At 59.0% G+C, this 21,811-nt stretch carries 18 protein-coding genes and 1 tRNA gene; 10 read left to right on the forward strand and 9 right to left on the reverse strand.

Translation table 11 applies throughout. From position 1 onward, the window contains the following. Together KORM41_RS19790 and KORM41_RS19795 are read left to right on the forward strand one after the other, a co-directional pair. Nucleotides 1-1,995: DEAD/DEAH box helicase (locus KORM41_RS19790; RefSeq protein WP_156432069.1), on the forward strand; the 1,995-nt coding region annotated here is incomplete at its 5' end. Between the two features lie 182 nt (nt 1,996-2,177). Beyond that, a complete protein-coding gene (locus KORM41_RS19795) occupies nt 2,178-3,290 on the forward strand; it encodes a zinc-binding dehydrogenase (RefSeq protein WP_068152598.1) in 1,113 nt (370 codons plus the stop codon). Nucleotides 3,291-3,376: 86 nt separating this feature from the next. Here KORM41_RS19795 and hrpB read toward each other — a convergent pair whose 3' ends face one another. After that, nucleotides 3,377-5,839, reverse strand: a complete 2,463-nt coding sequence (hrpB, locus tag KORM41_RS19800) for an ATP-dependent helicase HrpB (RefSeq protein WP_068152601.1) — start codon at nt 5,837-5,839, stop codon at nt 3,377-3,379. A 156-nt stretch (nt 5,840-5,995) separates the two neighbouring features. Here hrpB and KORM41_RS19805 point away from each other — a divergent pair, with 156 nt between their 5' ends. Continuing rightward, a complete protein-coding gene (locus tag KORM41_RS19805) occupies nt 5,996-7,117 on the forward strand; it encodes a site-2 protease family protein (protein ID WP_068152603.1) in 1,122 nt (373 codons plus the stop codon). Between the two features lie 18 nt (nt 7,118-7,135). Here KORM41_RS19805 and KORM41_RS19810 read toward each other — a convergent pair whose 3' ends face one another. Then, the gene (locus tag KORM41_RS19810) at nt 7,136-8,431 is read right to left on the reverse strand and encodes a M20/M25/M40 family metallo-hydrolase (RefSeq protein ID WP_068153463.1); all 1,296 of its coding nucleotides are present in this window, start codon (nt 8,429-8,431) and stop codon (nt 7,136-7,138) included. Nucleotides 8,432-8,620: 189 nt separating this feature from the next. Here KORM41_RS19810 and arsB point away from each other — a divergent pair, with 189 nt between their 5' ends. Beyond that, the gene (arsB, locus tag KORM41_RS19815) at nt 8,621-9,694 is read left to right on the forward strand and encodes an ACR3 family arsenite efflux transporter (RefSeq protein WP_068152608.1); all 1,074 of its coding nucleotides are present in this window, start codon (nt 8,621-8,623) and stop codon (nt 9,692-9,694) included. A 39-nt stretch (nt 9,695-9,733) separates the two neighbouring features. Further along, complete coding sequence (locus tag KORM41_RS19820; RefSeq protein WP_068152611.1) at nt 9,734-9,973, forward strand: hypothetical protein; 240 nt, start codon at nt 9,734-9,736, stop codon at nt 9,971-9,973. A gap of 20 nt (nt 9,974-9,993) precedes the next feature. On the opposite strand, the gene KORM41_RS19825 is transcribed toward KORM41_RS19820, so the two are convergent. Then, nucleotides 9,994-10,461 carry an OsmC family protein gene (locus KORM41_RS19825; RefSeq protein ID WP_068152615.1) on the reverse strand — a complete coding sequence of 156 codons (468 nt, stop codon included), beginning with the start codon at nt 10,459-10,461 and terminating at the stop codon, nt 9,994-9,996. Nucleotides 10,462-10,710: 249 nt separating this feature from the next. Here KORM41_RS19825 and KORM41_RS19830 point away from each other — a divergent pair. From KORM41_RS19830 to KORM41_RS19840, 3 genes are all read left to right on the forward strand, one after another. After that, nucleotides 10,711-10,787: transfer RNA gene (locus KORM41_RS19830), tRNA-Met, on the forward strand. A gap of 171 nt (nt 10,788-10,958) precedes the next feature. Next, nucleotides 10,959-12,002, forward strand: a complete 1,044-nt coding sequence (locus KORM41_RS19835) for a helix-turn-helix transcriptional regulator (protein ID WP_068152617.1) — start codon at nt 10,959-10,961, stop codon at nt 12,000-12,002. Between the two features lie 85 nt (nt 12,003-12,087). After that, complete coding sequence (locus KORM41_RS19840) at nt 12,088-12,597, forward strand: hypothetical protein (RefSeq protein WP_068152620.1); 510 nt, start codon at nt 12,088-12,090, stop codon at nt 12,595-12,597. Nucleotides 12,598-12,754: 157 nt separating this feature from the next. Here KORM41_RS19840 and KORM41_RS19845 read toward each other — a convergent pair whose 3' ends face one another. Further along, nucleotides 12,755-14,476, reverse strand: a complete 1,722-nt coding sequence (locus tag KORM41_RS19845) for a SulP family inorganic anion transporter (RefSeq protein ID WP_068152623.1) — start codon at nt 14,474-14,476, stop codon at nt 12,755-12,757. A gap of 91 nt (nt 14,477-14,567) precedes the next feature. Beyond that, complete coding sequence (locus KORM41_RS19850) at nt 14,568-14,819, reverse strand: helix-turn-helix domain-containing protein (protein ID WP_068152626.1); 252 nt, start codon at nt 14,817-14,819, stop codon at nt 14,568-14,570. A 167-nt stretch (nt 14,820-14,986) separates the two neighbouring features. Between KORM41_RS19850 and KORM41_RS19855 the strand changes: the two genes are divergently transcribed. Both KORM41_RS19855 and katG read left to right on the forward strand, forming a co-directional pair. Then, a complete protein-coding gene (locus KORM41_RS19855) occupies nt 14,987-15,343 on the forward strand; it encodes a YigZ family protein (protein WP_068152628.1) in 357 nt (118 codons plus the stop codon). Between the two features lie 270 nt (nt 15,344-15,613). Further along, nucleotides 15,614-17,854, forward strand: coding sequence for a catalase/peroxidase HPI (katG, locus tag KORM41_RS19860; RefSeq protein WP_068152632.1), 2,241 nt, complete (start codon nt 15,614-15,616; stop codon nt 17,852-17,854). Between the two features lie 90 nt (nt 17,855-17,944). On the opposite strand, the gene KORM41_RS19865 is transcribed toward katG, so the two are convergent. The 4 genes from KORM41_RS19865 to KORM41_RS19880 all read right to left on the reverse strand — a co-directional run bounded on the left by KORM41_RS19865 (nt 17,945) and on the right by KORM41_RS19880 (nt 21,660). Continuing rightward, nucleotides 17,945-18,373: a hypothetical protein gene (locus tag KORM41_RS19865; protein ID WP_068152635.1), complete on the reverse strand. Its 429-nt coding sequence runs from the start codon at nt 18,371-18,373 to the stop codon at nt 17,945-17,947. A gap of 58 nt (nt 18,374-18,431) precedes the next feature. Next, complete coding sequence (locus KORM41_RS19870; protein ID WP_068152637.1) at nt 18,432-19,070, reverse strand: hypothetical protein; 639 nt, start codon at nt 19,068-19,070, stop codon at nt 18,432-18,434. 159 nt (nt 19,071-19,229) lie between these two features. Further along, entirely contained in the window at nt 19,230-20,609 is a 1,380-nt protein-coding gene (locus tag KORM41_RS19875; RefSeq protein WP_068152639.1) for a beta-1,3-glucanase family protein, read from the reverse strand. Between the two features lie 271 nt (nt 20,610-20,880). Beyond that, nucleotides 20,881-21,660, reverse strand: coding sequence for a sulfotransferase domain-containing protein (locus KORM41_RS19880; protein ID WP_197421321.1), 780 nt, complete (start codon nt 21,658-21,660; stop codon nt 20,881-20,883). Between the last annotated feature and the right edge of the window lie 151 nt (nt 21,661-21,811).

Here is a 21,811-nt window from a genome sequence, read left to right on the forward strand (position 1 = left end):
GCGTTAACAAAACGCGGCTATACTTCTCTCACACCCGTGCAGAAAGAAATGCTGGCCCCGGGCCTTGTTGGCGCTGACGCTCTCGTTTCTGCACAAACGGGGTCTGGCAAAACAGTTGCTTTCGGCCTTGCCCTTGCGCCCGATATTCTTGAGGGGGCTGAAAAGCTCACCCAGGCACACGCGCCACTGGCGCTCGTGATCGCGCCCACGCGTGAGCTTGCCCTTCAAGTGAAGCGCGAGCTTGAATGGCTCTATGAACTGGCTGGGGCAACCATTGCCACCTGTGTTGGCGGGATGGATATGCGCACGGAGCGCCGCAGTCTGGACCGGGGCGCGCACATTGTGGTTGGCACACCCGGCCGGTTGCGCGACCATATTGAACGGGGCTCGCTTGATATGACAGCGCTGCGTGCTGTTGTTCTTGATGAAGCTGACGAAATGCTTGATCTCGGTTTTCGGGATGATCTGGAATATATGCTGGATACAGCGCCGGATCACCGCCGGACGCTTTTGTTCTCTGCGACCGTGCCGAAATCGATTATGGGGCTTGCCAAACGCTATCAGCGCGATGCCATCCGCATTGAAACCAAAAGCGATACGAAGCAGCACCAGGACATCGAATATCGCGCCCTGATGCTGGCACCCAATGACAAAGAAAACGGCATCATCAATGTGATCCGTTATTTCGAAGCGCCGAACACCATCATCTTTTGCAGCACGCGTGCTGAAGTGAACCATATGACGAGCCGCCTCAATAACCGTGGCTTTTCGGTTGTGGCCTTGTCGGGTGAACTGAGTCAGAACGAACGCAGCCACGCCCTGCAGGCGATGCGGGATGGGCGCGCGCGCGTCTGTGTTGCCACTGATGTTGCTGCCCGCGGGATTGACCTGCCAGGACTTGAGCTGGTGATCCATGCGGATATCCCGAAGAACAAGGAAATTTTGCTCCACCGAAGCGGGCGTACGGGCCGGGCCGGGCGAAAAGGTGTCTGTATCCTGATGGTCCCCTATCCAGCACGCAGGCGCACAGAACGGCTGCTCAGCAACGCCCAGATTGATGCGGCGTGGGCCAAGCCGCCAACGATGGAGGAAATCGCCGCCCGCGACCGCGAGCGTTTCCTGAATGATCCCGTGCTGACTGAAGCTGTGACCGATGAGGAACGCCCTCATGTCCAGGAACTTCTTGACCATCATAGCGCGGAACAGATCGCCGCAGCCCTGGTTCGCTTGCAGCAAACAGGCAGGCCAGTGGCGGAAGAGCTGTCGGACACCGGCCCGATAGGTGATTATGGCCGGGACAGGGACAATGCCCGCGACAGATCGAAAGGCAGAGACAGGGGAGAGCGCCCCCAAAAGAACCGTCAGGACTTTAGTGATGGGACGTGGGTGTCTTTGTCGGTTGGGCGCAAGCATAACGCCGAACCACGCTGGATTTTGCCAACCCTTTGTCGTCATGGCCATATCACGAAACAGGAAATTGGGTCGATCCGCATTCATGAAAATGAAACGCATGTCGAGCTCGCGCCCGATATCGTTGACAAGTTTTTTGAGGCCCTTGGCCCCAGCCGCAAACTGGAGAAGACGATCACTGTCGACAAACTCCGCGGTCCTGTGCCTGAAGCCGAAAGCAGCCGCAGCAGAAAACCTGTCCGGGAAAAAAGAGCCTTCGACAAGCGCGGCCCGGCAAGGGCACCTGAAGGCAGGCGTGATGACCGGAAGGAGCGGCGCAGCATGCCGGAGGGGGACGGCAAGGCCCGTTCAAAGCCGAGGTACAGCGAGGACAAGCCCGCTGAGGAAAAGGCGAAAAACGCCACGGCTGCACGGGACACTGAGACAAAAACAAGTGCGGTGAAAAAAGCGGAGAGCAAGCCGAAGGCCAAGAAAGCTAAAGGGGCCAAGAAAAAGCCCAAATGGACTGCGGCGCAGAAACGCGCGCGGGACGAAGCTAAAAAGGCTAATGAAGCTGGTGCAAATGCGAAGTTAAAGCGCAAATAACTCGGCGATAGCGGGTGGCTTTGCGATCGTCCCCTTTGGCTGAAAGCTGCCTGGCCTTAATGTGATAGGCCAGCTTGCCTTTATCGCAGCCGTCCTACATGACCATTAAGGAACACGGTGTGCGCCGGGCCGATATCCGGCGGGCGTGCCACTAGCCGCCATCGCAAAAGGGAGACACCAGCATGAGCACAACGGGTAAGCAACTTTTCACCACGCTTGAAAGCAACGGCACGCTGACCGTGGCGATCGAGGATGTGACCTTCCCTGATCCCACCGGCAATCAGGTGCTGGTAAAAATGGAAGCAGCACCCATCAACCCGTCTGACCTGGCCATCTTGACCAGCGCGGCTGATCTTGAGAATGCCGATTATTCACCCGGCAAATATGTCGCCCAAATGCCTGAGCCCTTCAATACGGGCTCGAAAGCGCGGCACGGCCTCAAGCTGCCCGCGGGGAACGAGGGCGCGGGGACAGTGGTTGCCGCGGGTGACAGCGACATGGCCAAGGCCCTTGTGGGCCAGCGCGTCGCCTGTGTGCCGGGCAATGCCTACAGCCAATATGCAATCGCGGATGCGGGCATGTGCCTTCCGCTTGGCGACCATTCGGCGGAAGACGGCGCGAGCGCTTTTGTGAATCCGATGACGGCCCTTGGCTTTGCTGAAAACGCCAAGATGGACGGCCAGGACGCCATCCTGCACACGGTGGGCGCATCCAACCTGGGCCAGATGCTGACCCGCATCTGTAAGGAAGACGGCCTTGGGCTTGTCAATATCGTGCGCAAGGATGAACAGGTCGAGCTTCTTGAGAAGCTGGGCTCAACCCACGTTGTCAATTCCGCGGCGGACGGTTTCATGGGCAACCTGCGGGCTGCGATTGATGATACGGGCGCTTTCTATGGCTTTGACCCGATCGGTGGTGGGCAGTCGGTCGACACTGCCTTCAAGGCGATGGAACAGGTGGCTGTGGGCAGAATGACAGAATATTCGCGCTATGGCTCCAACCAGCCAAAGCGCATGTTCATTTATGGGCGGCTGGATGTTGGGCCGACAATCCTGTCGCCAAGCTATGGCTTCGGCTGGACGCTGTCTGGCTGGCTGTTGTTCCCGTTCCTCCAGTCGGTGGGCATGGAAACGGTTGGCCGCATGCGCAAGCGCGTGCTTGAAAGCCTGACCACGACATTCGCGAGCAGCTACAAGAAGCGCGTCAATCTGGAAGAAATGCTGACCAAGGAAGCAGTGACGGATTACCGCGCGATGCGAACCGGCGAGAAATATCTGGTAACGCCCTGGTCATAGGCGCAGCCCAGTCACAAACACAAACACAGACACAGACACAAAGAGCGAGAGCGACCATCCCGGTGGTCGCCCCTCAATTGTCTTGGCTATGTGCCGCGTGGCTTGGCGCGGGCGGTGGCCTCAGCGCCTGCCGGGTCATCGGGCCAGAAGTGTCGCGGGTAGCGGCCCTTCATATCTTTGGCGACCGCAGCCCACGAGCCCTGCCAGAAGCCCGGCAGGTCCTGCGTCATTTGTATCGGCCTATGCGCGGGCGACAGCAGGATAAGGAGAAGCGGCACCTTGCCGCCCATGATCGCCGGGTGGGTGGTCAGCCCGAACAGCTCCTGCACGCGCACCTCAATCGCGGGCGCGGTTTCATGGGCGTAATTGATGGGAATGCGCGACCCGGTCGGCGCCTGGAAATGGGACGGCAGCAGCGTATCGATCTGTGACCTCAGCTCCCACGGCAAGAGGGCAGACAGCGTCCCTTCAAGCATATCCGGCGTGATTTTCGAGATGGCGGTGACGCCGGAAAGATAAGGCGCGAGCCAGCTTGCGACGTCCTCCCCAAGGGCCTTGTCGCTCAGGTCCGGCCAGGGCGCGCCAAGCTTCTCATGCAAATAGGTCACCCGCGCCCGCAATGCCTGCTGTCCCTTGCTCCACGGCAAAGCACCGGCACCCAGGTCCTGGATGCCTTGGCACAGGATGTCTGCGGCGGCTTCGGTGTCCTCAACCCGGGCAGTGGCGTCCGCGAGGATTACCTGGCCGATGGCGCGCACGCGGCGCGCGCGCACGCTCCTTGATCCGGCGTCAAACTCAAGCCGCGTTTCCTCCGTGATATGCCCGGCGAAGGTCTCTTCGATTTCCTGGATATCAATCGGTGCGGCTGCGCGGATGCGGCCGTTCGCCGCCTGGCCTGTGATGTCTGTCACCACCAGATACTTGTGCTTCGCCAGCGCGTGCGTCTCAGGCAGGCTTGCGGCGCGGCCATTCACCAGCCTGTAACGGCCTCGCGACCCTGCGGCCTGTGCCAGCCGGTCGGGGTAGGCGTTTGCGAGCATCTGCCCGATGCTCATAGTCTCGCGCGGCCCCTGTCCGCACCCCGCCAGCTTGGCCCAGCGACGGGCGAGCGCCTTGGCGTCCTTGGTCCGCGGGCTACCGTCATTAAGGAAACGGTGCAATCTTTCTTCAAGGTCGATGGCGTCACCACCCAGCCCGTGTTCTGACACCAGCGCCGCCAGTTCTGCCGCCTGTTGCGCATTGCTGCCCGTGCCCGCGCGGTGGATCATATGCGCCAGCCGTGGGTGGAGCGGGAAGGCCGCCAGCGCACGGCCCTCATCGGTGATCTGCCCACTGCCATCGGTGGCATCCAGGCTTGAAAGAAGCGCAGTGGCCTCTGCCCACGCAGGCGCGGGCGGCTGGTCCACAAACTGCATTTGCGCGGGGTCCGTGACACCCCATGACGCTAGGCTCAGCGCCAGCGGCGCCAGATCAGCCGCCAGGATTTCAGGCGTGTCGAAGGCGGGGAGGGCTGCTGTTTGGCCCCTAGCCCACAAGCGGTAGCAGACGCCGTCTTCGGTGCGGCCTGCGCGGCCCTGCCGCTGTGTGGCGGCGGCCTGTGAAATGCGCCTGGTCTCCAGCCGCGTCAGCGCCGTTGCGGGCTCATAGACCGGCACGCGGGCCAGCCCACTGTCGATCACCACGCGGATGCCCTCTATGGTCAAGGATGTCTGCGCAATGGTGGTTGCCAGCACCACTTTGCGCCGGCCTGCGCGCGCGGGCGCGATGGCCCGGTCCTGCTCCTTGGGCGTTAGGCGGCCATAAAGCGGGGCGATGTCTGTAGTGTCCGCCACTTGGCCCATGAGGCGCTCGGCAACCCGGCGGATTTCGGCTTCCCCCGGCAGGAATACAAGGATGGAGCCATGCTCCTCCCGAAGCGCCTTCATTACCGTGGAGACGACATGGTCTTCCATGCGGACATCCGGCCTCATGGGCACATAGCGGGTCTCGACGGGGAAGGCGCGGCCTTCGCTTTCAATCAAGGGCGCATCTGAGAGCAGCTTGGACATGCGCGTAGCATCCAGCGTGGCCGACATGATCAGGATGCGCAGGTCATCCCTTAGGACGGCGCTGTCGAGCGCAAGCGCCAGCCCGAGGTCGCCGTCCAGGCTGCGTTCGTGAAACTCATCGAAAATGACCGCCGCGACGCCAGTAAGCTCCGGGTCATCCAGGATCATGCGGGTGAAAACGCCTTCCGTGACCACTTCAATCTGTGTCCTCGCGCTCACGCGGGTGTCCAGCCGCACCCGGTAGCCCACCGTTTCGCCGACTTCTTCCCCCAGCGTTCGCGCCATAAAGTGCGCGGCGGCCCGCGCCGCGATGCGCCGGGGCTCCAGCATGATGATGCGGCCACCTGCGCGCCAATTCGCACTCAGGAGATGGAGCGGCACACGTGTGGTCTTCCCCGCGCCCGGTGCTGCCACCAGAACGGCAAAGGCACTCTCGCGCAGCGTTTCCTGCAGCTGCGGCAGCACGGCGTCAATGGGAAGCGGGGAGGGTGCCTTGGTCATAGCCCTTACATAAGTGAAACGCCCCATAGTGCAAAGCCCTATTGCGCGACAGAGCAACCACTGAACGGGCGGAGCTCTGCGAACACCCGGATTGTGTGCCTGATGGTGCATGTGTATGGTTGGGGCACAGGGTTCTGGCTTGATGGGGGAGAGCATATGAAAATCACCTGGAAAACAGTTTTGTCCTTGATGCTCTGCGCTTTGGTGGGGGCGGTGTTTGGTGCGATGGTGGCCAGATACGGTGATGATTTTCTGCCGAGCCTGTCGGAAATGGGGCTCAATAAGGCGACGATCATTCCACTGGTGATCATTTCCCTGCTCATTGGATATTTCTTGTCAATCCTCGTTCATGAACTGGGGCATATGCTTGCTGGGCGCCTTGTCGGCATGCGGCCACTGGCTTTCGTTGTGGGGCCTTTTGTCTGGTCCTTTGACAAAGGGCGGCAGCTTCCCTCCTTTGAGGTGCGGGGCTTTTTTCCCGGCGGTTTTGCCTATTGCCTGCCTGAGCACGGAGAGCAGGTTTCAAGGCGGCAATATATGGTTTTTGTTGCAGGAGGCCCCATTGCGTCGCTTCTTTTGTTGGTTTTGTGCGCTTTGGGGCTTGGGGCGCTACCTGCGCTGTATTTCTTTCCGCTGATGTGTACCTTGCTGATCACAGCCTTCATTGGCGTGTATAATCTTATGCCCATCACCATTGCGGGGCTCCATACCGATGGCAAACGGTTTCTTGAGGCACTACGGGAAACGGCAGGGTACCGTGTTGCGGTTGCCCAGTTTCATATGTCTGCACTGGTGATTGGGAAGACCGCGATTTCAAGTTGGCCGGATGAATCCGTGAAAACGCTGATACAGGCGCCCAAGGGCAGCCCCGAATGGCGCGCCGGGCACTGTTTCAGATATTATCAGGCCAGAGATGCGGATGATCATGGGGCCGCCCGGCAGCATCTTGAGCATATGACCAGCGATATTGAAGGGCTCACAGCCTTTGCGCGTGATGGCTATGTGCAGGAAAAGCTGGTTTTTCAGGCCCTCTATGAGGGAGGCTTGGAGGAGGTAGCCCCTGCGCTCGCAAAAACCAAACCCACAGCACTGCAGGATAAACACAGCAGGCATCAAGTGCGTTCCATCGCAGCCCTCGCACGCGGGGAAGTGGGTGCGGCCCTGTCGGAGCATGCAAAGGCTGTGGCGGCGCTGCCTAAGGCGCGCTTTTCAGCCCTTACTCCCCTGACAGAGCAAGACCTCGCCCAGCTAAAACGGTTGATCGACGCGGCGAGTTAACCCGCCTTTATCTAAATCTCATTGTTGGCCCGCAAGCGCGTGGATCAGGAGCGCGGCTTTCTGGATGTTCTTCCTGAAGCTGGTCATGTCGGCGGTCTCGTCCTTGGTGTGGCCGCCCTTGCCCATCAGCCCCATGCCGTCCAGCGCCATGTCCACATGGTCTGCCGCGAAGGAGATATCCGCCGCGCCCGCCTTCCTGGGGTTCACGGCTTCAATGGCGCCGTATCCCAGCTTTTCGCTGATCTGGCTATAGAGCGCCAGAAGCTTGGCGTTGCCTGCCGTTGGTGCCATGGGCGGGTAGCCGGGCTCGAACGTCAGCGTGGCTGAGGTGTGCAGAAGGTTCGCGGCCACAATCGCCTGCATTTTGGCTTTGGCTTCCGCGAGCTGTTCGGGCGAGAGCGCACGGATGCCGCCGGTGACAAACAGTTCCTTGGCGACCACGTTGGTTTTGCCGAAGCCGGAGGCTGTATCGGTGGATTTGTCATCCTTCACCCGCGTGCCGCCCACAATGCGGCCGGGGTTGAAGGTCAGGTTCTCCATGCCTTCAAGTTCAACGCGCCAGGAATTCAGGATGCGCGCGGCCTCTAACACCGCGCCGTAGCCCACGTTTTCTGTGAAAATCTGGGAGCTGTGCGCGGGGCGGCCTGTGACCTCAAGCGTCCAGTTTACGCTGCCGCGCCGTGCTGTGACGGCGGTCTTGATATTGCCGTCGCCGTCCTCGAAGCCGAGCGCGATATCCGCCCAGATGGCGGCGTCCACGATGGCTTTCTTGGAGGCCGAAAGCGGCTTGCCGCTGGATTCCTCGTCCCCGGTCATGACAATGCGGATGCTGACGTCATCCAGTACGCCTGCGGCCTTCAGGGCGCGGACTACCTCGATGATGATCACGTCGCCGCCCTTCATGTCGGTGATGCCGGGGCCTTTGATGCGGCCATCCGCAAGCGGGGTGAAATTCTGGAAATCGTCGTCCTTGGCGAACACCGTGTCCAGGTGCCCGATCATCAGGATCTTCGGGCCGCGCGTGCCGTGTGAGGCCACCAGATGTCCGGCCCGGCCAAATTCCGTGCCGTCCACCCATTCGGTCGTGAACCCGATGGCGTCAAGTTCCGCGCTGAACAGGTCCCCCACGCGTTTTACGCCTTCAAAGTTCAGTGTGCCGCTGTTGATACCCACGGCCTTCTCCAGAAGCACCTCGGCTTTCGGCAGGTTCGCGTCAATCGCGCTCAGGATGGCATTCTCGGCTGCGTCATCTGCCTGCAGGGCAGGGGCGGCAAAGAAAAGGGTGGCGATGAGGGCAAGGCAGGGTGCGCGCATGGTGGCTCCTTCTGGTTGGACGCCAAGACCCTGCCAAAAGACGCCGCGAAGGGCAATGGCTTTCACGCCGGAACGGTTTTTGAAATTAATGTGTCGGGCCATTTCTGGCTTTGATTTTTTCGGGGCGGCTGCTTACCTTGCTTTGGGGCGCACGCGCAGGCTGCGAAACGTGAAATGTCAGGGGGCTTTATGACCGAAGAGACTAAATCCGTATCCGAATCCGAAGGGGCGGGCATCGGCATTTTCGAAAAATGGCTGTCCCTGTGGGTGGCGCTCGCCATCGGTGTTGGCATCCTTCTGGGGCAGCTGTTGCCGGATGTGTTCGCCCTTCTGGCCAAGCTTGAATATGCCAATGTCAATCTGCCGGTCGCCGTTCTGATCTGGGCGATGGTTTACCCGATGATGGTGTCTGTCGATTTTTCCAGCATCACCCATGTGGCGGACCAGCCGAAGGGCCTTCTGATCACGCTGGTGGTCAACTGGTTGATCAAGCCTTTCACCATGGCGGCGCTGGGTGTGCTGTTCTTTGGCTATGTTTTTGCCGATTTCATGACGGCGGATGATGCGTCTTCCTATATCGCGGGGTTGATCCTTCTGGGCGCGGCGCCCTGCACAGCGATGGTGTTTGTCTGGTCCCACCTGACGAAGGGCGACCCGAACTATACGCTGGTGCAGGTCAGCGTGAATGACCTGATCATGGTGTTCGCCTATGCGCCCATTGTTGTGCTGCTGCTTGGCGTGACGGACATTCCCGTGCCGTGGGACACACTGGTTCTTTCAGTGCTTCTCTATGTGGTTGTTCCGCTGCTGGCGGGCTGGTTCACCCGGCGCAGGCTTTTGCGCGGGAACGCCAGCGAGGAGGCGGTGTCCGATTTCACGGCCCGGCTCAAGCCCTTCTCGATTTTGGGGCTCTTGGTCACCGTTGTGCTGCTGTTCGGCTTCCAGGGGCAGGTGATCCTGGCGCAGCCGCTCTTGATTGCGCTGATCGCCGTCCCGCTTCTGATCCAGTCGTATGGCATTTTCGCGGTGGCATATGGGGCGGCCTGGGCCATGCGGGTGCCGTTCCGGATTGCGGCGCCCTGCGCCATGATCGGCACGTCCAACTTTTTTGAGCTGGCCGTGGCTGTGGCCATCAGCCTGTTCGGCCTGAATTCCGGTGCTGCGCTGGCAACTGTGGTCGGGGTGCTGGTGGAGGTGCCTGTGATGCTGTCGCTGGTGGCATTCGCGAACCGAACGCAGGGTCATTTCCCGAAGGGCGACTGACCTGTATCCTTAGGGCTGAATTCCAGGAAAGATGACGAGATGCAAAAACACAAAGACTGTTACGGCACCATGTTTCACGACAGTTTGCATGTCCATGACAATGAAGACATGAAGGGCAAGGCCTTCGATTTCAAGCTGAGCTCCATGGGGCTGGGGACGGCAGACCGGGCGGTCAGCGTGAAGATGGAACAATGGGACGACTGCGTGGCGTGCGAGGAGTTCGAGCATTGCTACAAGCTGTGCGCCGCCAAACTGATGCTGGAAACCGCCATACGTTAGAAAACCGGGAGCGGCGCGTGTCAGCCCCGCTCGATCACGGGTTCATGCGCCACCGGGCAATTCAGGCTGTTGGCGATGAAGCATTCCTTGTTGGCCACCGCGTGCAGGCTCATGGCCGTTTCCATGTCGCTTTGGCCTGAGATGGTGATGCGCGGGCGGAGGGTGATTTTCTCAAACTTCGCGATCACATCCTTGCCTTCCACCATCACGCCTTCGGCGTCATCTGTGTAGCTTGTCACCACCACATTATTGACCGCGCACAGATGCAGGTACCACAGCATGTGGCAGGCGCTGACGGAGGCCACCAGCATGTCTTCCGGGTTGTGGCGGGCCGGGTCACCCCTGAAGGCGGGGTCTGATGAGCCGAGGATGTCGGCCTTGCCGTCCATGCTGATGGTATAGTCGCGGCTGTAGCTTTTGTAATTTTTTGTGCCGTGCTCAAGCGCGCCGGTCCAAGTGGTGCGGGTGTTGTAGGTGTGCTGTGCCATGTTTCGCCTCCTCGCGGTTCGGTAGGGCGAAACTACGCGCCCGCGGCCCTGCGCACCAGTGCCAATTTACAAGATGGGCGTGGGGCCAGTGGCATTTTCCGCCAAAAAATCGATGCCTGTCAAAAATCAGTCAAAAATCGGCTTGACCTTCGCCCGCGCGCATTTTATACCGGCGCAGCTTTCGGCGGCAGTGTAGCCGTTTTGAGTAGTCTTGAGTTGTTACAGACGCGTCGGAAGCCTGTATATTTTGGCCGAGTAGCTCAGCTGGTTAGAGCAGCGGAATCATAATCCGCGTGTCGGGGGTTCAAGTCCCTCCTCGGCTACCAATTCAAAAGCCAGTCCCTTGCGGGGCTGGCTTTTTGTATTTGCGCTGGTGCAATCTTTTGTGGACCCCTGATCTGTTATTTGGCACGCTGACGGCATAGCACCCTTGGTGATCAATGGAGGCAAAGTGTCTCACATGTTCTGACGCCATATAACCGGCATGACCATCCGACATGACACTGGACACCGCAAATATCATCCAGCTTCTGTTTGTTTTCCAAACCGCTTTTTTTGGCGTGCTTGCCATGCCCCGCGCGCGGCTGAGGGCCTTTGCCCTCCTGTTGTTTGCCTTCGCGCTGCATATGGCCCTCAACCTGCTGGCTGAAACCGGTAACCTCGGCGCCTTTCCGAACATCACGTCTGCCTTCGGTTTCGCCTATGGGCCGCTTGTGTATCTCTATGTGCGGGATATCACGCACGAGACACCGCTTCTGGGCAGGCGGGACCTGGTGCACGGCATTCCCTTTCTGGCTGCCATGCCCTTTTCGCCCTCGAACCTATTGTTCGACGTGCTCGGTTTCACAAGCATCGCGGCCTATTTTTATGCCACCTACCGTTATATCCGGGCCTACCACAGGAGCGTGTCCGAAAATCAGGCCAATGAGCGTCAGGCGCGGTTGGATTGGCTTGCCCAAGGCTTCATCGCGCTGATCATCGTTGGCCTCTATGACGCCGGGCGCATTTTCATGGGCTATGTTTTCGCCGCCGCCAACAGCGATATATTCTACATCATCACGCTGATGGGCGCCTTTATGGTGATGAACTGGCTGATCCTGCAAAGCTTCCGGTATCACCTGATGTTTGACGGTCTGCGGACAAGTGAATTTCTGGCGGTCCCACCCGCGAAGGAAACCGCGCCCCTTAGTGCTGAGGAGGTGAAGGAGGCCGAGGCGGCGCTGCGCCTTCTGGAAACATCGAAACTTTACCTTACGCCCCAGCTTCGGCTCGAGCAATTTTCAGATGCCAGTGGCATCGAACCTCGACGCCTGTCGTCGTTGATCCGCGGACACACAGGCGAACGGTTCCCACAGATCGTGAGCCGCCTGCGGGTTGCTCACGCCCAGAAGCTGATTGAAGAGGCCGCCCCTGAAAAATGTAATTTCCTCAGGATTGCCTATGATGCAGGGTTCAATTCAAAATCCGCTTTCAATCTGGCTTTCAAACAGGTTTCGGGAATCACGCCAACCGAGTACCGCGTGCGCCAGCGTGAAGAATAGCGTCCAAATTCCTGTTTCTGGACGCAATAGGCGCACGCCAGCGGCATATATCCCTCATCCAATAACCAGAAAAAAGGATTCGACGATGAGGAAAACCCTGAAACACATAATCACCGCAGGCGTGATAGCCATTGCCACCACAGCCACTGCCCATGCAGACGATTTCAAGCCTGAGGCTATTGATTTTGACCAGTCTCTTCCGTCCATGCGGACGGTGTTGTCAGCCGTGTGCAGCAGCACGACCGAACGCAACATCGACCCGATCGAGATTCCAGGTACCCGCCGCGCCCAAACCCAGATTGATTGCACGGGCCTTTCCTTCGGCGGAAAGCTCCGGTTGGCGGAATTTGTGTTTCGGGATGACGAGCTTGCGCTTGTCTGGGTGCTTACAGACAAGGTAGAGGAACAGGCGATTGAAGCCCGAATGACCAAACTGTTTGGCACTCCCAGTCACAAGGCAGGCTCGGCCACAGCCTTCACCCACGCCCATACTGCGCTCAGGAAAGATATAGCCGAAGTGCTGTTCTATGCTCCAAGCGTCGCCCCCATGTTTGAGGCTTGGTTTGATCAGATGGTGGACGCAAAAAACGAATAAACGGATCAGCCAGAATATTCGCGCTGAAAGGCGGAAATGGGTAGTCGTGTGCGTCTTATTAAGTGCGCCGGCAACCGCCTCATATTTAACTGTCCTCGGCTGCCAATCAAAAGACCCGTTGGTCCAGTTGGGCCAGCGGTTTTTTGCTTTTTGGTCCCTATTCCCCTCGCTGCCGCCATTTCTCCGTCGCCGCATTGATGCTGGGCTCGAACTGCACGGCCTCTGTGATATGCCCGAAGCGGCGGAGGGTTTGGGCTACGTCTGGTGACGCGCCGGTCAGATACACGGTGATGCCGCCTCGCGCGGCTTTGCGCGCCAGGCCTTCGATGGTGCTGACAGCGGTTGAATCCACAAACGGCACGGCCGAGAAATCAATCACCAGCGCGCGGTGATGGTCTGCGATGCGGTCAAGCACAGACGCGATAGAGGCCGCAGCCCCGAAGAAGAAAGCGCCCGAAATGCGGTAGATCACCATATCGGGGTCTGTGGCGCTGGCGCTGTCATAAGGCACGCGGTCCTCGGCACTGGCGTCGGCTGTGTCTTCGGCCACGAGCGGCATGTGCTGTTCGATCATGGTGGTTTTCGACATGCGGTAGATAAACACGAGCGAGCCGAGCGCGAAGCCCACGATGATGGCTTCCGTCAGGTCCCGGAAGATGGTCAGAAGGAAGGTCACCAAAAGCACCGCAGCGTCGCCCTTTGACGCGCGCACAAGCGTGGCGAAGGCCTGTTTTTCAACCATGTCCCACGCCACAATGGCCAGCACGGCGGCCAGCCCCGCAAGCGGGATAAAGCTGGCGAGCGGCGCGGCGATCAGGATGAACAGCAGCAGGAACAGCGCGTGCATCATGCCCGCCACCGGCCCGTGCGCACCGGCGCGGATATTGGTGGCGGTACGGGCGATTGTGCCGGTCACGCAGATGCCGCCAAACAGGCCTGACGCCACATTGGCGCAACCCTGGGCCACCAGTTCGCAGTTGGAGCGGTGGCTGCGGCCGGTCATGCCGTCTGCCACCACAGCAGACAGCAGGCTTTCGATCGCGCCCAGAAGCGCGAAGGCCCCGGCGCTTGGCAGCATGGTGATGACCTTCTCAAACGTGAGGGTCGGCAGCGCGGGCGTTGGCAGGCTTTGCGGGATGCCGCCGAATTTGGTGCCGATGGTCTCCACCGACAGGCCCAGAAGCGTGACCGCGACGGCAGACCCCGCAACGGCGATCAGCATCACCGGCAGGTTGGGCCTGAGCCGCTTCAGCACGATGATGACAAGGACGGTCGCGAGCGACAGGATAATCGCGGGTGTCGATGCGCTCGGGGCCGCGTGCCATAGCGCCATGAGTTTGTCCACGAGCGGGCCGGGCTCTGCCCCCGTGAGGCTGAGGCCCAGCAATTCCTTCAGTTGGCTCGCGAAAATAATCACCGCAATCCCGGCGGTGAAGCCCACGGTGACGGGGTAGGGGATGAACTTGATATAGGTGCCAAGCCGCAGGTATCCGGCGGCCACCAGCATCAGCCCCGCGAGCATGGTGGCGATGATCAGCCCGTCCATGCCGTGCGCCTGCACGGTAGCGGCGACCAGCACGATGAAGGCACCCGCCGGGCCGCCGATCTGGAAGCGGCTGCCGCCCAGGAGCGAGATGATGAAGCCGCCGATGATGGCGGTATAAAGCCCCTGCGCAGGCGTGGCGCCGGACGCGATGGCGATGGCCATCGACAGCGGAATGGCGACGATGGCGACCGTGAGGCCCGCGATCATGTCGGCCCGCAGGTGGCCGAGGCCGTATCCTTCGCGGAAGATGGTGACAAGCTTGGGCGTGAAGAGGTCTGCGAAGCTTGGCCGGGTGCTTGCCGGGGCTGATGAGGGGCGGGTGGTGGTCGTCATGGTGCCATTAAGCCTTAGAGTTAAGGCGGCGGTGTCGTCGAATGCTTGTCGGCGCGCGCCGTCGCGTGCTGAATGTGGTGTCGCGATACTGCTATGGGGCGGCCTTGAGCCGCACACCGCGCCCGCCGCCTGTGCTTTGCTGTCCGTCGCCGATCAGGTCGACGCCGGCAGCATCCAGCGCTTCCACCACCTTGGTGAGCGTGGAAACCACGCCGCGGACATTGCCGTCGCTGGCTTCCATGCGCTGGATCGTGGGCACGGACACCCCTGCCAGTTCGGCCAGTTTTTTCTGGTCTATGCCCAGAAGCGCGCGGGCGGCCCGCATTTGCCCGGATGTGATCATGAAAGCTTCCTGTTCAGGTATCTATATAGCAGTATGAAATATTTATAATGATATATAATAAATGAATATATTTATGAAAAGTAAAGATATGTGGGCAGCGCCTATGGCGCGCCCTTGATCCTTATGGCTTCTTGATCCTGGGGGCGATGCCGCCTATACCCAGCTGCATGCAGATTTTTGACGGAATCATATCGGACCGTGGGTCCAAATACGCCGTGTCGGGCGGGCCGTGCGCCAGCCCGGACGAGGCCAAGGCCTTCATCAAGCAGCTGTGCCGCAAGAAGAAGTTCGCCAAGGCCACGCACAATACCTGGGCCTATATGACGCCCGAGGGGCCGGTGAAGAATGACGACGGCGAAACCGGCGCCGGCATGCTGATGGCGCAGATGCTGGAGCGCGAGGGGCTGATGCACCATATCGTGGTGGTCACCCGCTGGTACGGCGGCAAGCATCTGGGCGGCGACCGCTTCCGCCACGTGCAGGACAGCGTGCGCTATTATCTGGATCACGCGGATCTGGGTTAAGTCTGCCGAAAATGCTCAAGGCGATTTCTAAAAGGCTTAATAATCGATTTAGGCGATTGCAGGAATCTGGTCTTCCAATTTCCCAAGTGTCATGAAACAGGTGTATGATCTGTTCTACCATGAAGGGAGCGCAGGCCTGCGTGAGGAACGTCTTCATCGCCACCAACAAGAAGAAGCGAGCAGACGGGACAGGTCCACACTCTCCAACAAGTATGTTTCAGCTGCAAAGGCTGGCTGGCAGCCTTTTGCCCAACTTGAAGGAGGTAGGTAATGCTGAAGAGAACTCTACCAATGATTGCTGTTCTGGCTATGGGCACTGCCCTTGCCACTGCGCCTGCAGCCGCATCCATGGACAACCATGGCGGCATGAGCGCGGAGATGAAAACAGCGCCAACCAATGATTACTGGTGGCCGAACCGCCTGAACCTGGATCCGCTCCGGCTCAACCTGCCGGATGCCAATCCGCTGGGGGCTGATTTCGACTATGCAGAAGCCTTCAAGGATGTGAACCTGGATGAGCTTCGCGCAGACATGGAAGAGCTGATGACCACGTCGCAAGACTGGTGGCCAGCTGACTATGGCCATTATGGTCCGTTCTTCATTCGTATGTCCTGGCACAGCGCCGGTACCTACCGCATGATCGATGGTCGCGGTGGTGCTGATGGCGGCATGCAGCGTTTCGCGCCGCTCAACAGCTGGCCGGACAACACCAACCTTGATAAAGCCCAGCGTCTCTTGTGGCCGATCAAGCAGAAATACGGCAACAAGGTTAGCTGGTCTGACCTGATCGTGCTCGCCGGTACCATCGGTATGGAGCATATGGGCTTCAAGACTGCGGGCTTTGCCTTTGGCCGTGAAGACGCCTGGATGCCTGAAGAAGTAAACTGGGGCCCCGAAGGCGAATGGCTTGGCCGCGCTGAAAGCCGCCACCGTATGGGCAAGCTCACAGGTGCGCTTTCCGCAGCGCGCATGGGCCTGATTTACGTGAACCCGGAAGGCCCGAACGGCGTGCCGGATCCACTTCTGGCCGCGCAGGAAATCCGCGACACGTTCGGCCGCATGGCCATGAACGATGAAGAGACTGTGGCGCTGATCGCCGGTGGTCACACCTTCGGTAAGGCACACGGTGCGTCGAAAGGGTCGAACCTGGGTGCGGAGCCTGAAGCTGCAAGCCTTGAAGAGCAGGGCCTGGGCTGGAAGAACAAATATGGTTCCGGCAAAGGTGCAGACACCATCACCAGTGGCCTGGAGGGCGCCTGGACGATCAGCCCGGCTGAGTGGACGCACAACTATCTGCAGAACCTGTTTGCCTTTGACTGGGTACAAACCAAGAGCCCGGCCGGCGCAACCCAGTGGGTTCCTGCTGATGACGCCACCAGCGAAATGGTGCCTGACGCGCACGACCCGGACAAGCGCCACAAGCCGATCATGTTTACGACCGACCTGGCGCTGAAGGAAGACCCGGCGTACCGCAAGGTTTCCGAACGCTTCCTGAATAACCCGGAAGAGTTCGAAAAAGCCTTCGCCCGTGCCTGGTTCAAGCTGACGCACCGCGACATGGGCCCAACTTCCCGTTATCTGGGTGCCTGGGTGCCGGACGAAACTTACGTGTGGCAGGACCCGGTTCCGGAAGTTGACCACAAGCTGGTGACCAGCCGCGACGTATCCAAGCTGAAGAAAACCATCCTCGACAGTGGCCTGAGCCACGCCGAGCTGGTGCGCACAGCATGGGCGTCTGCTTCCACGTTCCGCGGCACGGACATGCGTGGCGGTGCAAACGGTGCCCGCGTGCGTCTTGCGCCTCAGAAAGACTGGGCTGCAAACGATCCGGCTGAGCTTTCCCGCGTGCTGGACGTGCTGGAAGGTATCCAGGCTGACTTCAACAAGAAGGCTCGTGGCGGCAAGAAAATCTCCATGGCTGACCTGATCGTCCTTGGCGGTGCGGCAGCGATTGAAGATGCAGCTGCGAAGGCAGGCCACAAGGTGACGGTGCCGTTCACTCCAGGTCGCGGTGACGCGACGGCTGAGATGACGGACGCTGCTTCCTTCAGCGTGCTGGAGCCAAAAGCAGACGGCTTCCGCAACTATTTCGCGGAAGGCAACGACCGGTCGCCTGCAGAAATGCTGGTTGAAAAAGCCGCACTTCTGAAGCTTTCGGTGCCTGAAATGACGGTGCTGGTGGGCGGCATGCGCGCACTGGATGCCAACACAGGCGGTGCCAAGCACGGTGTCTTCACCGATACGCCAGGCCAACTGACGAACGATTTCTTCGTCAACCTCCTGGACATGGGCACCGAGTGGAAGAAGTCTGATACCGCCGGTATCTATGAAGGCTTCGACCGCACGTCCGGCGACAAGAAATGGTCTGCAACACCGGCTGACCTGATCTTCGGCTCCAACACCGAGCTTCGCGCTGTGTCTGAGGTCTATGCCCTCGACGGGTCTGAAGAGAAGTTCGTAAACGACTTCATCTCAGCCTGGACCAAAGTGATGAACCTGGACCGCTTCTAAGCGCCCAAGAGGTTAGAAAACAGGAACGGCGGTGCATCATGCGCCGCCGTTTTTCTTGGCAACCACCATCAATGTCTGGTCCGTTGCAAGCTAGTCGCCATCTTTGGGGTAAAGGCACTTGGCCCCTTTGTCGACCGTCATGCGTGCACGGCCACACTCAACAGGCCGAACAGTGAAGCTGCTGCAGTCCTGCACGAAGGCATAATAGGATTTTGTCAGGTCAATCGTGCGTCCGCCTTGAGCCGAGAGGAGGGATGCGGGCACCTTATATCCATAGACAGAACTGAAGGGCATGCCGCCTTCATCCGACACCAGATGTTCGCCGAAAATATGCCATTCCCCCACAGACCCGATATAGCGGGCTGACGTACCCAGCCTTGCAAGGTCGCCCAAGCTGAAGGTTGGGAAGGTTTCGATGCTCGATGCTGTTATCTCAAGCTCGCGTTCGCCCGAAAAGGCTGCGGCCTGAGGGCCTATGAGTATGGCAGCGAGAAAGGCTGTGGTGACTGTGCGTTTCATGGTTTTTGGTACCTCCCGCAAGAAGAATAGTCCGCCTTATATGGACCTCTGATGAATATCATCCGGCTGCCGTTTCCCGGTCTGGTGTGATGGCCACGAGGAAATAGCCAAGGCTTCTGTGCAGATACAGAAGAAAAGGCCATACAGCCAGATACAGGTTCCCACCGAAAACCAGGTTCCCCAAGGTTATCACCACCAGTATCACAAGCGGCGTCAGAATCAGATATTCCGCGCGGCGGCTGTAGCGGCTGGCGCTTGGCGCTTTCTTCCCCGCCAGCCAGCGCAGCACAAGCGGCAATGCATAATCGATAAACACCCACACGATGAAAAGCGTGTTGCCAAAAAGGATCATGGCCTCCAGGGGTGGGGTGACGGTGAGCCAGTTGTTCAAGGCGGCGGTTATGATTACGAACAGCGGGGCCGATACGCCCACAAGCGCCACAAAGAAGCGCCAGACGGCGCGCGCCTTGCGCCAGCCTTCAAGCAGGCTGATACGGCCGGTATGAAAAGGGATCATCAGGCAGATGCAGAAGGCCTGCAGGTAAAAGGAGAAATCCCAGAACCAGCGCGTGCCGATAAGGTCTTGCTGGCCGGTCCAGGGCAGGAAATAATTCCCCATGATGATGGACAGGTGCAACCCCACCAGGATCACTGCCGTTCCAGCCGCCAAGGCACGCTTGTTTTCCACCCTGATCATTAGACCAGTAAAGCGAAAGCCGCGCGGGCGCGCAATGGTTTTCGGCAGCAGTGGGCTTTGCGGGCGCTAAAATAATGCCCCGGGGGTGGTGGCCGCAATAGGCCGTCCCCGGGGCGGAGCACATGGGGCGCCGCCATCGCCCCACATGCTTCAGGAGTGTCAGCTGTATGTCAGCTTTGTTGGCTCCAGCGTCAGTTCAAGCTTTGCCACATTCGCCGGGTTGAGGTTCACCAGCACATGGGCGAAGCGGTCGGAATAGGCGAAGTTATAGGCCTCCGACAGCGGCGCCAACGTGGCCGCCCACTGGTTGAAGTAAGGCTTGTCTTTCTGCATGCCTTCGAAGAACAGGCTGCTGTCCAGCGTGAACCACTTCTGGCTGAAGAAGGAGCCGACAACGCCGCCATCGGTTTTGGTCTGGCTGCCAACGGCACCGATATTGATGCCGGAGAACAGGTCCCCGCTGATCCAGCCATACACATCGTTGCCTGGCGCGGTGGACGTGCTGGCGCCGTCAAAATAATAGGGCGCATTGCCGCCATAGATACCGCTTGGGTTCAGAAGATCATCCTTCTTGAACAGCATGGTGGTGCCGTCTTTCACGGGCACAAATTTCTCTACGGGGCCTTGAACGACCAGGTCGGCCTGCGTCAGCAGGATATTGAGGCCTGCGTCGATCGTGGCCAGATATTGGTAGTTTTGTTTCGATTGCGGGCCTGATGGCGGCACATTCGGGCCAACGCCCGCGAACTCGCCCTTGATGATGGCGATCACGCCGTCCCCAAGGTTGGGCACCACGCCACCCACCGATGTTCCGGGGCCGTATGTCTCCTTCAGGAAACCAAGATAGTCTTCCATCAGGTTATAGGGCATCACCGGAATACCGATTGTGGGATAGACCGAAGGGTAAGACGAAGGGCCGATCACGCGGGCAAAATTGGTGCCTGGTTTGGGGCCTTTGCCATACTGCTTGAAATCGCCGGGCACCACAGCGGGAAGCGGCGCACCGTCAGTCCCGCCGGGGCCCGGCAGCCCTGAGACTGGCGGTGTCGTCAGAGCTTTAAGCTCGGTGTAAACCTGCTCAGACGTCGTGCTTCCCTTGAGGCCGCTGTCCTGTTGAACCACTGTGCCGCCTGAATTGTAGCTGGTGAGCGACATGGGGATGGCCCAATAGTCGATGCTGGTCAGGTTGGCGGCGTCATATGGACTGCCGTTGAAGGTGATTTCCATCTTGTCGTAGCGCAGGTAGAAATTGGGGTCTGTGACCGCCTGGCCGGGTTCATAGCCTTCATATTGCGGCGTCCAGGGCGTGCCATAGCACACATAGATGCGGCCGCTGAAATGGCTGATGCTGATGCCGTCTGAAAGCTCCTCAAGCGTGTACCAGTTGCCGTCGGTCACGGAATAGACGGACGCGATCGCGTCCCCTGTCTTTGTGTTGGTGATATCGAGCGGTGCGCCGGCACCTGGGATAAAACCGATATACACGTCGCCTTCCGGCAGGCTGCTGTTGTTGGTGAAAGTGAAGTCCAGAGCGGCCATTAAGTCCTCCTGCTAATGATTGCCAAGGTGCAATCATTGCGCGAAAAATTCAGGCAGGAAAGCGCCAGTTACTTTTAATTACAAACATTAGGTTGTATCGGCGCGAGTTTGCGCGCCAGCACGATACCTTTATCGCACTGACGACGGGGCAGGCCGCAATGTGTGAAGGGCTTTTTCGGCCTATGCAGCGATCACGCGCACCGGTACACGGTTTATCCGTGGTGCCCATCTTTCTCGGGGAAGGGGCGAAAACAGCACGTGTCGTGGGGGGTCAGAGAATTTCCAGTTTTTCCAGCACTTTGCGATGCTCATCACGCCGCGCCATGATGGTGCGGATTTGTTCCTTCTCGTCGTCAGAGAAGAAGGCATCTCCCCGTCCGGTTATGCCCTTGTTGAACCGGAGGGATGCCTTGTGCTTCATGCTCTCATCAAGAGCGGCCTGTATCTCTTCATCTGAATATTCGTGTTTGGGATCAACATGCGTGACGATCTTCCGCAAGAGCTCGCGAGGCTCTTCAACCAATTCCGCGTACCGCGACCAGAGAATGGGCTGTTTTTCAGTGTTTTTGCTGTCATTGTCGTACTTTATCCAGCTGGCGTAAAAGCGAGAATACCAGACAGTCCCAACATTGATCAGGTTCCAGCGCCTTTCCTCTTCCGTCATGGCGGAATAGTCCTGATCGCTTTGCAGGAAAAGTGCGTCGTCAATATATTTGCCTTCAGCCTCAAGCTTTTGCTGGTGGTTATAGAGGCTGACCAGCGTATCAAATATGTTCCGCGTATTGATCACCAGCCGTATGTTGAAAAGTTCACACAAGGCAGTGACCGGCCGTGTGGCGATCATGTGATTGTGGGTTATCACGGCAAAGGGCTTCTGTGCAGAGGCAAAGTGGAAATGCAGCAAGCTGGGGAAATAGAGGTCACGGGCCTGGTTGGTGGATGCGTAAGACCCTCTCTTGAAGGTGGCGGTATAATTTTTTCTAAGCAATATCGTAAGTGCGGTCCGCAGAAAAGTTCCCCCAACTTTCGGGGGAAAATTCATCGTAGTCATCAGGTTTCTGCTCGGGTTTCTGGCGATTGCTTCTTTGAGTTGAGCATTTATCTCGCCATCTTGCTCGGGGAGCTGCTGCACCAACTGATAAAGCACCTGAAATTTATCCAAGTTACCTCTCCTTCATATGGCGCTCTACGTAAGCACATGG

Source organism: Kordiimonas lipolytica, from assembly GCF_001550065.1.